Origin of the sequence: Roseibium sp. MMSF_3412 (assembly GCF_030733265.1) — a bacterium.
In the GTDB taxonomy this organism is placed as follows: Bacteria; Pseudomonadota; Alphaproteobacteria; order Rhizobiales; family Stappiaceae; genus Roseibium.
This window is the reverse complement of the sequence record NZ_JASHJI010000003.1, coordinates 462,330-475,209: the sequence shown is the minus strand read 5'-3', so window position 1 is coordinate 475,209 and position 12,880 is coordinate 462,330. Positions and strand designations below refer to the sequence as shown.

At 58.8% G+C, this 12,880-nt stretch carries 18 protein-coding genes; 15 read left to right on the top strand and 3 right to left on the bottom strand.

What is annotated here, in order from left to right; all coding sequences use genetic code 11:
* Positions 1-19: 19 nt before the first annotated feature.
* The 4 genes from RBB49_RS08505 to RBB49_RS08490 are packed head-to-tail and all read left to right on the top strand — an operon-like array spanning position 20 to position 2,473.
* Positions 20-892, top strand: a complete 873-nt coding sequence (locus RBB49_RS08505; protein ID WP_306142293.1) for an SDR family oxidoreductase — start codon at positions 20-22, stop codon at positions 890-892.
* A gap of 41 nt (positions 893-933) precedes the next feature.
* Positions 934-1,128, top strand: a complete 195-nt coding sequence (locus RBB49_RS08500) for a twin transmembrane helix small protein (RefSeq protein ID WP_306142292.1) — start codon at positions 934-936, stop codon at positions 1,126-1,128.
* A gap of 38 nt (positions 1,129-1,166) precedes the next feature.
* Positions 1,167-1,742, top strand: coding sequence for a cob(I)yrinic acid a,c-diamide adenosyltransferase (locus RBB49_RS08495; RefSeq protein WP_306142291.1), 576 nt, complete (start codon positions 1,167-1,169; stop codon positions 1,740-1,742).
* Between the two features lie 38 nt (positions 1,743-1,780).
* On the top strand, positions 1,781-2,473 hold the full coding sequence (locus RBB49_RS08490) for a rhomboid family intramembrane serine protease (RefSeq protein WP_306142290.1): 693 nt from the start codon (positions 1,781-1,783) through the stop codon (positions 2,471-2,473).
* Between the two features lie 9 nt (positions 2,474-2,482).
* On the opposite strand, the gene RBB49_RS08485 is transcribed toward RBB49_RS08490, so the two are convergent.
* Both RBB49_RS08485 and RBB49_RS08480 read right to left on the bottom strand, forming a co-directional pair.
* On the bottom strand, positions 2,483-2,734 hold the full coding sequence (locus RBB49_RS08485) for an RT0821/Lpp0805 family surface protein (RefSeq protein WP_306142390.1): 252 nt from the start codon (positions 2,732-2,734) through the stop codon (positions 2,483-2,485).
* A 158-nt stretch (positions 2,735-2,892) separates the two neighbouring features.
* On the bottom strand, positions 2,893-3,375 hold the full coding sequence (locus RBB49_RS08480; RefSeq protein ID WP_306142289.1) for a hypothetical protein: 483 nt from the start codon (positions 3,373-3,375) through the stop codon (positions 2,893-2,895).
* Positions 3,376-3,551: 176 nt separating this feature from the next.
* Between RBB49_RS08480 and RBB49_RS08475 the strand changes: the two genes are divergently transcribed.
* From RBB49_RS08475 to RBB49_RS08435, 9 genes are all read left to right on the top strand, one after another.
* Positions 3,552-4,094, top strand: a complete 543-nt coding sequence (locus RBB49_RS08475; protein ID WP_306142288.1) for an RNA polymerase sigma factor — start codon at positions 3,552-3,554, stop codon at positions 4,092-4,094.
* The gene (locus RBB49_RS08470; RefSeq protein WP_306142287.1) at positions 4,091-4,795 is read left to right on the top strand and encodes a hypothetical protein; all 705 of its coding nucleotides are present in this window, start codon (positions 4,091-4,093) and stop codon (positions 4,793-4,795) included. The genes RBB49_RS08475 and RBB49_RS08470 overlap by 4 nt, the downstream gene beginning before the upstream one ends.
* A gap of 276 nt (positions 4,796-5,071) precedes the next feature.
* The gene (locus tag RBB49_RS08465; protein ID WP_306142286.1) at positions 5,072-5,821 is read left to right on the top strand and encodes an electron transfer flavoprotein subunit beta/FixA family protein; all 750 of its coding nucleotides are present in this window, start codon (positions 5,072-5,074) and stop codon (positions 5,819-5,821) included.
* Between the two features lie 24 nt (positions 5,822-5,845).
* Complete coding sequence (locus RBB49_RS08460) at positions 5,846-6,778, top strand: electron transfer flavoprotein subunit alpha/FixB family protein (protein ID WP_306142285.1); 933 nt, start codon at positions 5,846-5,848, stop codon at positions 6,776-6,778.
* 136 nt (positions 6,779-6,914) lie between these two features.
* Positions 6,915-7,796 (top strand): 3-hydroxybutyryl-CoA dehydrogenase, encoded by an 882-nt coding sequence (locus tag RBB49_RS08455; RefSeq protein WP_306142284.1) that lies wholly within the window; start codon positions 6,915-6,917, stop codon positions 7,794-7,796.
* Between the two features lie 5 nt (positions 7,797-7,801).
* A complete protein-coding gene (locus RBB49_RS08450; RefSeq protein WP_306142283.1) occupies positions 7,802-9,292 on the top strand; it encodes a class I adenylate-forming enzyme family protein in 1,491 nt (496 codons plus the stop codon).
* Between the two features lie 96 nt (positions 9,293-9,388).
* Complete coding sequence (locus RBB49_RS08445) at positions 9,389-9,592, top strand: hypothetical protein (RefSeq protein ID WP_306142282.1); 204 nt, start codon at positions 9,389-9,391, stop codon at positions 9,590-9,592.
* A 301-nt stretch (positions 9,593-9,893) separates the two neighbouring features.
* Positions 9,894-10,154 carry a hypothetical protein gene (locus RBB49_RS08440; protein WP_306142281.1) on the top strand — a complete coding sequence of 87 codons (261 nt, stop codon included), beginning with the start codon at positions 9,894-9,896 and terminating at the stop codon, positions 10,152-10,154.
* Positions 10,155-10,182: 28 nt separating this feature from the next.
* Entirely contained in the window at positions 10,183-10,389 is a 207-nt protein-coding gene (locus RBB49_RS08435) for a hypothetical protein (RefSeq protein ID WP_306142280.1), read from the top strand.
* Positions 10,390-10,392: 3 nt separating this feature from the next.
* On the opposite strand, the gene RBB49_RS08430 is transcribed toward RBB49_RS08435, so the two are convergent.
* Positions 10,393-11,055 carry a TlpA disulfide reductase family protein gene (locus RBB49_RS08430; protein WP_306142279.1) on the bottom strand — a complete coding sequence of 221 codons (663 nt, stop codon included), beginning with the start codon at positions 11,053-11,055 and terminating at the stop codon, positions 10,393-10,395.
* Positions 11,056-11,097: 42 nt separating this feature from the next.
* On the opposite strand from RBB49_RS08430, the gene argH reads away from it, so the two are divergent.
* On the top strand, positions 11,098-12,483 hold the full coding sequence (argH, locus tag RBB49_RS08425; RefSeq protein ID WP_306142278.1) for an argininosuccinate lyase: 1,386 nt from the start codon (positions 11,098-11,100) through the stop codon (positions 12,481-12,483).
* An 87-nt stretch (positions 12,484-12,570) separates the two neighbouring features.
* Positions 12,571-12,819, top strand: a complete 249-nt coding sequence (locus RBB49_RS08420; protein WP_306142277.1) for a lipoprotein — start codon at positions 12,571-12,573, stop codon at positions 12,817-12,819.
* Positions 12,820-12,880 lie beyond the last annotated feature (61 nt).

Below are 12,880 nucleotides of genomic sequence, written 5' to 3'. Positions count from 1 at the left end.
GTGATTGGACCAGCCCTGCATGACTGACACGCCAGAGGGTTACAGCAAGCCTCGCTCAATCCTGATTACAGGGTGCTCGTCGGGTATTGGCGCGGAAGCGGCGCACATTCTTCGCGGGCGGAACTGGCGTGTCTTTCCAACCGTGCGGAAACAGGAAGACCTCGACCGGCTGGCCGCACAGGGATTCGAGGCGTTTTATCTCGACTACGAGGATGCAGACAGCATTCGCGCGACGGCAGACGCCGTTCTTGATCTGACCGATGGAAAGCTTGATGCGCTGTTCAATAATGGCGCCTATGCCGTGCCGGGAGCGCTCGAAGACATTCCCACGGATGCCATGCGGACGTTGTTTGAGGCGAATTTCATCGGCTGGCACGATCTGACGCGGCAGCTGGTTCCAGCCATGCGGACAAACGCGAGCGGGCGTATTGTGCAGTGTTCCTCGGTGCTCGGCTTCGTTGCCCTCAAATTCCGGGGTGCCTATACGGCATCCAAGTTCGCGGTCGAAGCGTATACGGACACGCTGCGCCAGGAACTTCACGGGAGCGGCGTGCAGGTTTCATTGATCGAGCCCGGGCCGATCGATACCCGGTTCACACAAAACACGCTTGCCAATTTCGATCGGTGGATCGGCGAGCAGGGTTTGAAATCATCTGTATTTCGGCAAACATACGAGAAACGGCGTATTCGCATGGAGGCCGGGGAACCCGGACCGTTCAAGCTGCCGGCAAGCGCGGTTGTCAAGAAACTCATACACGCGCTGGAAGCCAAACGGCCGAAAGCCCGGTATCATGTCACGGTGCCAACCACCCTCATGTCCGTGGCGAAGCGGGTGTTGCCGACACGCCTCCTGGACAAGGTCTGCATCAAGGCAGCTGATGCTGAAGAGTAAAATGTATTCCAAAACAGAGGTTTGAACCTCGCGAGGAAAAAATGGCGGAAATTTTCAACATACTTGTTCCGATCGGAATGGCTGCGGTGGCAATTGTCCTGCTGCTCGGGATCTGGAATATGTTCAGGAACGGACCGTCGAACCGGTCTCAGATGCTGATGCGCTGGCGGGTCGGTTTGCAGTTTCTGGTGGTTGTTCTTGTGATGAGTGGGCTCTATTTCTTCGGGTCCGGCTGACGAGGCGGGTTTGAAGCTGTTTCCAGGAGAAATATGAAATGGTTGTTCTGAACAAGATCTACACAAAGACGGGCGATGACGGCACAACCGCGCTGGGGACGGGCGAGCGACGCCCGAAAAACGATCTGAGGATCGACGCTTACGGAACGGTCGATGAAACCAATGCCGTTGTGGGCCTTGTCAGGCTGCACATGAACGCGGATGCCAAAGCTGTGGACGATGTTCTCAGCCGTATCCAGAACGATCTTTTCGACCTTGGCGCCGATCTGGCGACACCCGAGACAGACCAGGATCTGGGATATGAACCGCTCCGGATTTCCGAGGCCCAGGTGAGTGCCATCGAGGCGGCGATCGATGAACTGAATGGAGACCTCTCCCCCTTGCGTTCGTTCGTTCTGCCTGGAGGCGGCGCGGCGTCGGCCTATCTGCATCTGGCCCGGACAGTGTCCCGGCGCGCCGAACGGCTCATGGTCGAGCTCACCGGGGTTGAAAAAATAAATCCTGCGGCCGTCCGCTACATGAACCGGCTTTCCGACTATTTCTTTGTTGCCTCGCGGTATCTGAACGACAAGGGCGAAAACGATGTTCTCTGGGTCCCCGGCCAGAACCGCTGAAGCCATGGCACTGCCGTTTACCGGAGCCTGATCGACACGTGTTTATTCCGCTTCACGATCAGAACAGCCTTGAGCATGTGGCAAGGCCTTACGTCAATCTGACCTTGATCGCGTTGAATGTCCTGGTTTTTCTGGTGCTTCAGGACGCCGGTGAGTACAAGGCGATCAACGCGTCTTCCGTTTCCCATGGCCTCATCCCGGTTGTCCTTTTCGATATCAGGGACCTGGCACCACAGTTTCAGGTGTTGCCGGACTGGATGTCGCTGGTCACCTATGCCTTCCTGCACGGGAACTTTACCCACCTGATCGGGAACATGCTGTTCTTGTGGGTCTTCGGCGACAATGTCGAAGATGCCATGGGGCACTTCAGATACCTGCTTTTCTATCTGATTTGTGCCGTGACTTCAGGCATGGCCTATGCCCTGCTGGACCTGAACTCGGACACACCCTTGATCGGGGCCTCCGGTGCTGTTTCGGGTGTCGTTGCCGCCTATCTGATGCTGCATCCCAGGGTCAAGGTGTGGGTTCTTGTCTTCGCCCGCATTCCGCTGCGTCTGACCGCGCAATGGCTTCTGGGCGCGTGGGTGCTTTTCCAGGTCGGCAATCTGTTGTTTGCAGGGGAAAGCCAGGTTGCCTGGATTGCGCATGTCGGCGGCCTTGCCACCGGCGCAGTTCTGGTGCTGTTCATGCGCCGGAAAGGTGTTGCGCTTTTTGATCGGGACCTCGGGTAACCGCTTTGTTCAAGCCGATTCCCATCTGGAATTGGATGCCCGGCACGCGACGCCGCGCCGGTTCAGCGATTTGCCGGAAGCAAGAACGATTTTTTCGTCATAGGAGCGGCAATACGTTCCCGAAGCGGTTTTCCACGTTTTCAAGGGGGTAACCGTCCCGCTTGCGCCGCTTGCGGGGTTTTGCCAGCGTGTCGCTTCGCCCGACACGGATTTTTCCAATGCTGACTGAAGCTTTTGATTCGCGAGGGACTTGTCAGACATTTCAAGCGACGAGGCAACTGACGGCACGAGAGGCTCGGCCTGTTCCTCGGCTGTTATCATTGTACAGGAAGGTGCCGCCGCCAGACATGTCACCGCAAGCACAAGCCTTGCTGGCCCCAGTTTGAAGTCTATTCCCAATTTGATCCCGCCTCTTGGATCTAGCGCCAGCCGTTCTGTATCGCCTCCCTCTCCTGGTTTCTGGACAAGGGCCCACCGGAAGGCTCACTGTCGCCATCGAACTGACGACGCCCAATGATACGGTCTAAGAGATCGTTAGATCTAGACTTTTCTGAGGCAGATTTATTCGAATTTCCAGAGGAATTCGGTTGTGCTTGCTTTTGAGCCTTCTTGCGGCTTTCGTCTGCGAAGTCTTCACCGCCACCGGACGAACCGCCCGATCCGTTGGAGCCGCCACCGCCGCCGCTGCCGCCACCGCCGCTGCCGCCGCCACCTTTGCCGCCACCGCCGCCGCTGCCACCGCCGTCTCCGGATTGCGCAACCGCGGCGATGGTATCTTTCTGGTCAAACAAGGGGCTGAAGAAGACAAGAGAGAACACCAACGCCGAGGCTGCGACACTCGGCAGAATGCGGAACATCGCAGAGAGGCGGTCTTGCAATGAATTCTGGCGAGTGCGTTTCATTCGGTTTCAGCTCTTCGGCGGTTTGCTAAGATGACAAAGATTGGGAATGGACTTTTTCCCCTCGCACCCATAACACGTGGTGGTCTGTCTTCTTCCGCAACATAATTCAAAAAAAGTGGGGATTGAAAGGCAGGTTCGCGTGTTGTCCCCTTGAGAGCGGTTTTGCGGAGAACTTCTTGTCTGACGAAGCATTGAAAACGGAGATGATCCGTTTGCTCCCAAAGTTGAGGAGTTTCGCGCTGCGACTGTGCCGTAATCCGGACCAGGCCGACGATCTGGTTCAGACGACCTGCGAACGCGCCATCCGCTCTCTGGATCAGTTTGATCCCGCGACGCGTCTCGACAGCTGGATGTTCAGAATTTTGCAAAACCTGTACTTTAATTCTGTGAGGGATGGTGCCAATCGAGCGCGACTGTTCGATCTGGCAATGATGGATTTCGAAGACAGCTATGACGGGGCCAAGGCCGCCGCGAGCAGTCTGGAACTGCAGAAAGTACAGTCCTTTATCGGGCAACTCGACGAGGACAATCGCGAGGTTCTGTTGAAAATCGCAATCGAAGGGCAAAGCTACAAGGATGTCGCCGCTGAGCTGGGCGTGCCGATCGGAACGGTGACCAGCCGTCTTGCCCGCGCACGTCTGAAACTCAGGGAGTTTCTCGAGGCAAAGGATGGCGCGCAAGGGGTTACATTGCGCAGCATGCCAGGGGGTATGTCATGACATTTGACAAGAAACGCGAGCAGATTTTGCTGGCGGAAGACATCGGCAGACTTCTGGATGGCGAGCTGAGCGAGGCGGAAGCCGCCGCGTTCAAGGATGCCATCTCGAATGTGGAAGACGCAGATCAGCTTTGGCGCGACATGGCGTCAGATAATGCGCTGCTTCAGAGCGCGGTGTCGGCGCCCGTGCCCGATCGCTCGCTGACGCGGTTTCAAAGTGTTATCGACAGAGAATTCGACAAACGCGATGTTGGTCCGCTCGCGCGTGCGCAACCTTTCTGGTCGAGCCCCATGGTTCAGGTTGCCGCGGCCATCGTCCTGGTCGCCGGAACCTTCATGTTCACCGCTTTCTGGATGCAGTCGCGCATGGACGACGCGGTGGCGTCTCTTGCGGCCCACATGGAAACGGAACGGGTCTTGCTGGCACAGACGGTGCAGGAAGCCTTGGAAACGCGGGTCAGCGGCGAACCTGTCTATATCGGACAGGAAGGTTCGTGGACAGATGTTCTCACGCCGATCAAGACCTACAAGAGCAAGAGCGGTCACTGGTGCCGCGAATATGTAAGGCAAACCACCTTCAGCGGACGCGACCTGACAATCCAGGGAACGGCGTGCAGGGACGAAAACGGCACCTGGACGACGGTGTTCGCGGAACCGATTTCCGACAAGTTCACGCCGCAGCGGGACGATACCGGGATCTAAGCCCGTTACAGTCAGACAAGTTGATGGCGGCGGGCGATGCGTCCGGCGCCATTTTTTTGTGCGAACTATGATCATTGCGACGCATGTTTTTCCAAGCCCGGCAATTTTCGGCCTTGCGCCCTATAGCGCAATTGACAGCCGGTCTGCTGGTAAGTACCGTCCCGCGCCATGCGCCACGATTGGCTTGTTTCCGCCGTTTGTGACCGTGAGTTACATCGGTGGACAGGCCTTGCAATGCGGAGCGGTGAAAACCGCCCTGAAAGAGGTTGAGAGCAAATGAAAATCCTCGTGCCCGTGAAGCGGGTCATCGACTACAATGTTAAGGTTCGTGTCAAACCGGACGGTTCGGGTGTTGATCTTGCCAATGTCAAGATGTCCATGAACCCGTTCGATGAAATCTCCGTTGAAGAAGCCCTTCGACTCAAGGAAGCCGGCAAGGCGACAGAGGTCATCGTGGTTTCCGTCGGACCGCAGCAGGCCACGGAAACGCTCCGCACAGGCCTGGCCATGGGCGCTGATCGCGGAATTCTTGTAAAAACGGACGAGACGACGGAACCGCTTGCTGTTGCGAAAATCCTGAAGGCAATCGTCGAGGCGGAAGAGCCGGGTCTTGTCATCGTCGGCAAGCAGGCAATTGACGACGACTGCAACCAGACGGGGCAGATGCTTTCCGCGCTTCTGGGCTGGAGCCAGGGCACGTTTGCTTCCAATGTCGATCTGGGCGAAGGCACGGCCGATGTCACGCGTGAAGTCGATGGCGGCCTGCAGACGGTCAAGCTGAAACTGCCGGCAATCGTCACGACGGACCTGCGTCTCAACGAGCCGCGCTACGCGTCGCTGCCGAACATCATGAAAGCAAAGAAAAAGCCGATCGACGAGAAAACGCCGGAAGACTTCGGTGTGGACATCGCACCGCGGCTGACCGTGGTAACCACCACGGAGCCGGCCGGCCGCGAAGCCGGTATCAAGGTCGCGTCGGTGAGCGAACTCGTCGACAAACTGAAGAACGAAGCCGGCGTCCTCTAGGACCCGCTGCAGGAGTACGAACACATGACAACACTTCTTGTGGCAGAACATGCCGGTGGCGCTCTGAATGACGCAACTGCCAAGGCCCTGACGGCGGCAGCGGCGCTCGGATCGGACGTACACATTCTCGTGGCCGGAAAAGGCGTGCAGGGCGTTGCCGAGGAAGCCGCAAAGCTGGCGGGTGCCACAAAGGTACTTGTCGCCGAAAGCGACGCGCTTGAGCATCAGCTCGCAGAACCGACGGCCGACCTGATCGTCGGCATGGCGGGCGACTATGATGCGATTGTCGCCCCGGCAACCGCCAACGGCAAGAACACGCTTCCGCGCGTTGCCGCCCTTCTGGACGTGATGCAGATTTCCGATATCACCGCCGTGATCGATGCCGAAACGTTCGAGCGGCCGATCTACGCGGGCAATGCGATCCAGACTGTAAAGTCGGGCGATCCGAAAAAAGTGATTACCGTGCGCACGTCCACATTCGCAGCTGCGGAAGAGGGCGGATCTGCCGCGATCGAGAGCATCGCAGGCACCGATGGCACGGGTCTTTCGGAGTTTGTCGGCGAGGAACTCTCCAAATCCGACCGTCCGGAACTGACTTCGGCGAAGATCATCATTTCCGGTGGCCGCGCCCTCGGATCTGAAGAAAAATTCCAGGAAGTCATCATGCCTGTCGCCGATGCCCTCGGCGCGGCTGTCGGTGCCTCGCGTGCCGCCGTCGATGCAGGCTATGCACCGAACGACTGGCAGGTCGGGCAGACCGGCAAGGTGGTTGCTCCGGATCTTTACATTGCCTGCGGAATTTCCGGTGCGATTCAGCACCTTGCGGGCATGAAGGATTCCAAGGTCATTGTTGCGATCAACAAGGACGAGGAAGCTCCGATCTTCCAGGTGGCGGACTACGGCCTTGTTGCCGATCTGTTCGACGTGTTGCCGGATTTGAAGGCCGCGGTCGAGTAAAACCTGCGGCAAATTGATCACGGACCCCGGGGTGATTGCGAGTTTTCGCTCCGGGGTTCTTGCTGTTCGGCTCAAGACTTGCCAAAAATAGCCGCAAACCGGTTCACCGGGTGTTTCTCTCAGACGGAAGTTCAGGATGGCAGTCGAAATCAAAAAAATCGGCGTGATCGGCGCGGGTCAGATGGGCAGCGGAATTGCGCATGTATGTGCGCTTGCCGGGTTCGACGTTGGCCTGAGCGACATCTCGATGGAGCGTATCGAATCGGGGCTTGCCTCGATCAACGGCAACATGGCGCGGCAGGTCAGCAAATCCCTGATTGCGGAAGACGAGCGGAACGCGGCTCTCGACAGGATCAAGCCGATCGAGGAACTGGACCAGCTCGCGGATGCGGATCTGGTGATCGAATCAGCGGTTGAAAACGAACAGGTCAAGCGCAAGATCTTCGCGCAGCTCTGTCCGATCCTGAAGCCGGAAGCGATCCTGGCCACCAACACATCCTCGATCTCCATTACCCGTCTTGCGGCGACAACGGACCGCCCGGAACGGTTTATCGGCATTCATTTCATGAACCCGGTCCCGATCATGGAGCTTGTCGAGCTGGTTCGGGGCATAGCGACGGAAGACGAGACTTTCGAGGCCTCGAAGGGTTTTTGCGTCCGGCTCGGAAAACAGATTGCCGTCGCCGAAGACTTCCCGGCCTTCATGGTCAACCGCATTCTGCTGCCGATGATCAATGAAGCGATCTACACGCTCTACGAAGGCGTCGGGTCGGTGGAGTCGATCGACAAGGCCATGCGGCTCGGCGCAAACCACCCGATGGGTCCGCTGCAGCTTGCCGACTTTATCGGTCTCGACACCTGTCTTTCGATCATGCAGGTGCTTTACGAAGGTCTTGCAGACACCAAGTACCGGCCCTGCCCGCTGCTGGTGAAATATGTCGAGGCCGGATGGCTGGGACGAAAGACCCAGCGCGGCTTTTATGACTATCGCGGGGAGACGCCGGTTCCGACCCGCTAGATGTCATGAATCTTGCCGAGTTCTGTCTGACGCATGCGCATGCGGACGTGTCCAAGACCGCGCTGGAAGTCGTCGGGCCGGGCGGCGAGATCGAGGAAATCTGGACCTTCGGCGATCTTCGGCGGGCCGTTCTTTCGGTGGCGGCGGGCCTCAGGGCCCGCGGCCTGAACGCAGGCGACCGGGTTCTCCTGAGGATTGGCCACAGCAGCGACTTCCCGCTGATGTATTTCGGTGCCATTGCCGGCGGTTTCGTGCCTATACCGACCTCGGATCAGCTGACGGCAGGTGAAGTCGGCAAAATTCTAAAGGACAGTGGTGCCAGGCTTGTCCTTCATGATGGTGAAGGCCCCGTTCCGCAGGCAATGGCAGCGCCTCTCCTGGGTCCGGGCGCGATAGAAGATCTCAAGACGGCCGCGCCCGGCGAATTCGCCGTCGCGAAAGACGAAGACCCCGCGTTTCTGATTTATACGTCCGGAACGAGCGGGACGCCCAAAGGCGTGTTGCATGCCCATCGATCAGCGACTGCGCGGCTTGCAGCTCATGTCGGCTGGATCGGATTGTCCTCCAATGACCGGCTGCTTCACTCCGGCGCGTTCAACTGGAGTTACACCCTGACCGTTGGGCTGATGGACCCCTGGATCCAGGGGGCGACCAGCGTCGTTTACAAGGGGCCGCGTGATCCCGAAGTCTGGCCGGAAATCCTGGAAGCCAGCAGGGCAACCCTTTTTGCGGCGGTTCCAAGTCTCTATCGCAGGATCCTGAAATATGGCGCGGTCTCGAAGGATTCCTTTCCCTGTCTTCGGCACGGGCTGACCGCCGGAGAGGGTCTGCCGGCTGACCTTTATGCGAAGTGGCGCGAGCGAACGGGCCGGGAGCTCTACGAGGCCCTCGGAATGAGCGAGGTGTCGACCTATCTGTCCAGCGGTCCGGCTGTTCCCGTAAAGCCGGGCGCGACAGGGAAACCGCAGCCCGGCCGCAAAGTCGCCCTGCTGAAGGAAACGGGTGCCGGCATGGCCGAGACCGGGACGGAAGAGACCGGCCTGCTATGTGTGCATCGCGACGAGCCGGGACTGATGCTCGGCTACTGGAACCGGCCCGAGGAAACGCACGCAGCTTTCAAGGGGCCCTGGTTTGTGACGGGCGACCGGATGCGCCGGGATGACGATGGTTACTACTGGTATGAAGGGCGCGCCGACGATCTGATAAATGCCTTCGGCTACCGCGTTGCTCCGGAGGAAGTGGAGCGCGTGCTTCTCGATCACCCCAACGTGCAGGAAGTGGCGGTTACGGAAAAAGAGATCCGGCCGGGCGTGAGCCTGATTGCCGCCTTCATCGTTCCGAATGATCCGGAGTTGTTCGATGAAGAAGATCTGGCCACGTTCGCCGCGACTTCGCTTGCAGACTACAAGCGGCCCCGGATCTACAAGGCGTTGCAGCACTTGCCGCGTACCCGCACAGGCAAGATCCGGCGCAAGGCGCTCACCGCCGACAGTTAAAACCTTCTGGTTTCGCTTAGAGTTTTGTTAACGCGGGCTTAAGGGCAGGCAAGCTACGTTCCAGATCCCTGAAATCGGCAACAGAAAAGAGCATCGATGGACAGCGCCGGCATCGCCAGCACATACGCCGCAACGACGCAGGCGCAGACGCAGCAGGCCTTGCAGTCGGAGATGCTCAAGATCGCGGCCCAGCAGGATGCAAATCTCGTTGCATTGCTGCAGGAGGGCGCCGCCAACCTCGAATCCGCCACAAGCGCCCCTCCTCCGGGACTTGGAACGCAGGTCGACGTGACGGCCTGACGGAAAACCGACTGTCCAATTCGTTAATCCGGTCAACGGCACGCACGCGAAAATCAGCGCCTGCGGAGGGTCGCCGCGCTGTTTCTTCAGGGGCACGTATCAGATGTCGCAAATTGCCTCGCGCGAAACTGAGTAAACGCCTCAGACACTTGCCCGGAAAATCGTAAATTTTTAAATTAATGCTCCGGAATTATTTAGTTTCTTCTTGAGTAAGAACTCAGGAACAACCTGATTTTTACGTTTTAATTCAAGGTGCTGGTGCAAACTGGTGTTTGACTTGAATTCCGTGTTTGGACCAAAAATGTCTGAGGCAATCGCAAGCGCATCCACACAGGCCTTTCAGCCGTCGCTCAGCACTTCCCGTATCGAGAAGACCGCCGAGCAGGTGAAGGTTCTCAGTGCGCGCCAGTCAGAAGCTGCCGCCGAAACTGTTCAAAGACAGGCCGAGTTCAGCACGAGCCGTGCCGAGTTTCTGAGCGACCAGGCACAGAAGCTTGAAAACCGCGCGCAGAACCGCAGCCCGGAAGACGGGGTCGGCACCAGGGTCGATATTTCGGTTTAACCCGCACCAGATATGAGGCCTTGAAGGCATGACCACAGTTTCAGACAGTTCTTCCGCGTCCTATGACGTTGCCAAGATCCGGAACGAGTTTGCGCTCAATGCGGTCAAGGACCAGGCGGAGCAGGAACAGCAGGTCGCGAGCCGTCTCGAGGACGCGCAGGCAACCCGGGAAGAAGACCGCCGCGAAAACCGAAAGATCCCCGGTCTCGGCGAGGCGGTTGACATCACAGTCTGACCGTCAGGCGCCCTCTTTCCCGAGCGTTGAGCGGATAAGCGCCTTTGCCTCACCGGATGCCCAATGGGCCGGTCCGTACATGGTGCCGACCTCACACCCCTCTTCATTGATCAGGATTGTCGTCGGCAGGCCCGTGGCCCGGCTGACCTTGCGCAGGTCCTTCAAAAGGCCGTTCGAACTGTCCTGATAGAATGTCAGGTTGCCGACACCGATTTCATCGAGAAACTTTTTCGGTTTTTCCGGGCCGCCGCGATCAAGGCTGACCGCCACGACTTCAAAGGAGTCGTCTCCGAGATCTGCCTGCAGCTGATCGAGGGCCGGCATTTCCTCGCGGCATGGTGCGCACCAGGTGGCCCAGAGGTTGAGCAGAACCGTCTTGTCCTTGAAATCTTCCATGGTCAGATCCTGACCGTCCGGACCCTTGAACGCGAGGCTTTTCAGCCCCAGCGGCTCGCTGGCCGGCAGGAAGGCGGCGACTTCACCCTTGGCATGGGGCTTTGCAGCGGCGGCGGCCGAAAGGGCCGCAGTGCAGCTTTGCGCACTGGCGATGTTGCCATTCGGACCGGCGATCACGTATAGAGCCGCTACAGCAGCTGCCGCACCAGCGAGACCGGCCAGAATCACGCCGCGTCTGGAGCTCTTGACGGGTTCGGTTGGCTTATTCATTCGTTCACACCTCGCAAGGGGCGCCTCTTTAAAGGACAGGACATGAGCAATCGCATGTGGGGCGGCCGGTTCGCCGAAGGACCGGACGCCATCATGGAGGAGATCAATGCCTCTATCGACTACGACCGGAAGCTATATAGGCAGGACATCGACGGCTCGAAAGCCCATGTGCGCATGCTCGCTGAAAAAGAGATTGTCACGCGCGACGATGCCGACAAGATCGTCGGGGGTCTAGACACAATCCTGTCAGAAATCGAAAAAGGCGAATTCAAGTTCTCGCGTGCGCTTGAAGACATCCACATGAATGTGGAAGCGCGTCTTGCAGAGCTTATCGGTCCGGCGGCCGGGCGCCTGCATACGGCGAGATCCCGAAACGACCAGGTGGCAACGGATTTCCGTCTCTGGGTCCGTGATACGCTCGACACGCTGGACCAGCAGCTTGGCGAGATCATGCAGGCTCTCGCAGAAAAGGCGGAAACGCATGCTGCCGTCGTGATGCCCGGTTTTACCCATCTCCAGTCCGCACAGCCCGTCACCTTCGGACACCATCTGCTTGCCTATGTGGAAATGTTCTCCCGCGACCGCGGCCGCGTCCGCGATGCCCGCAAACGGATGAACGAATGTCCGCTCGGCGCCGCGGCACTGGCGGGTACGTCCTTTCCGATCGACCGCAGGATGACCGCCGAAGCGCTGGGCTTTGATCGGCCGACGGCCAATTCGCTGGATGCGGTGTCCGACCGGGATTTCGTGATCGAAGCGCTCGCAGCGGCATCTCTCACGGCAATGCATCTGTCGCGGCTTGCGGAGGAAATCGTTGTCTGGTGCTCGGCGCAATTCGGGTTTGTGAAGCTTTCTGACAAGTTCTCAACCGGTTCCTCCATCATGCCGCAGAAGAAAAACCCGGATGCTGCGGAGCTCGTGCGCGCCAAGACCGGGCGTATCTACGGGTCGCTGCAGGCGCTGCTGGTCATGATGAAAGGCCTGCCGCTGGCCTATTCCAAGGACATGCAGGAAGACAAGGAACAGGCTTTCGACGGTCTGGCCAGTGTCTCACTCGCCCTTGCCGCGATGACCGGCATGGTGCGCGATCTCGAACCGGTCACCAAGTCGATGAAGAAGGCCGCCGGATCGGGTTATTCCACCGCGACCGATCTCGCCGACTGGCTGGTGCGCGTGCTCGGCATGCCGTTTCGCGATGCCCACCACGTGACGGGCCGCATCGTCGGTCTCGCCGTGGAAAAGGGAGTCGAACTGCACAAGGTGCCGCTGGAGGACATGCAGCAGGTCGATCCGAAGATCACCGAAGAAGTCTTCTCGGTCCTGTCGGTGGACAAGTCGGTCCGCAGCCGTACGAGTTACGGCGGCACATCGCCGGTCAATGTCCGCAAGCAGGCGCGCCGGTGGCTGAAGGATCTTTCCCGCGACTAGACGCCGCTCCAATCCCTTCTCCGGCAGGGGCCAAACAACTCTATGGTCTTGCCGAATGGCTCTTGCCGTGCGAGGAGAAGACTGAACGTGGTGAATTCCGAAAAGGGCAATTGTCGCATGGTGATCCGGATCAGAACTCTGGCGGTGGTCTGTCTGTGTCTGAGCACGACCCTGGCTGCATGCGGCCGGAAGGGCGAACTGGATGCACCCGGGACGCCGGTGGAGCAACAAAACACCCTGTCGGAGCCCTTGGATCCGGCGACAGCTCCGGCACCGCCGGACCTTGAACCGGAAACCGACGACAGGACCTTCTTTCTGGATTTCCTGATCAACTGACATCAACCGCAGCGCGGATCGGGATCGCAGTCCGGTCCCCACGGCATTCAGACAGCTCAGC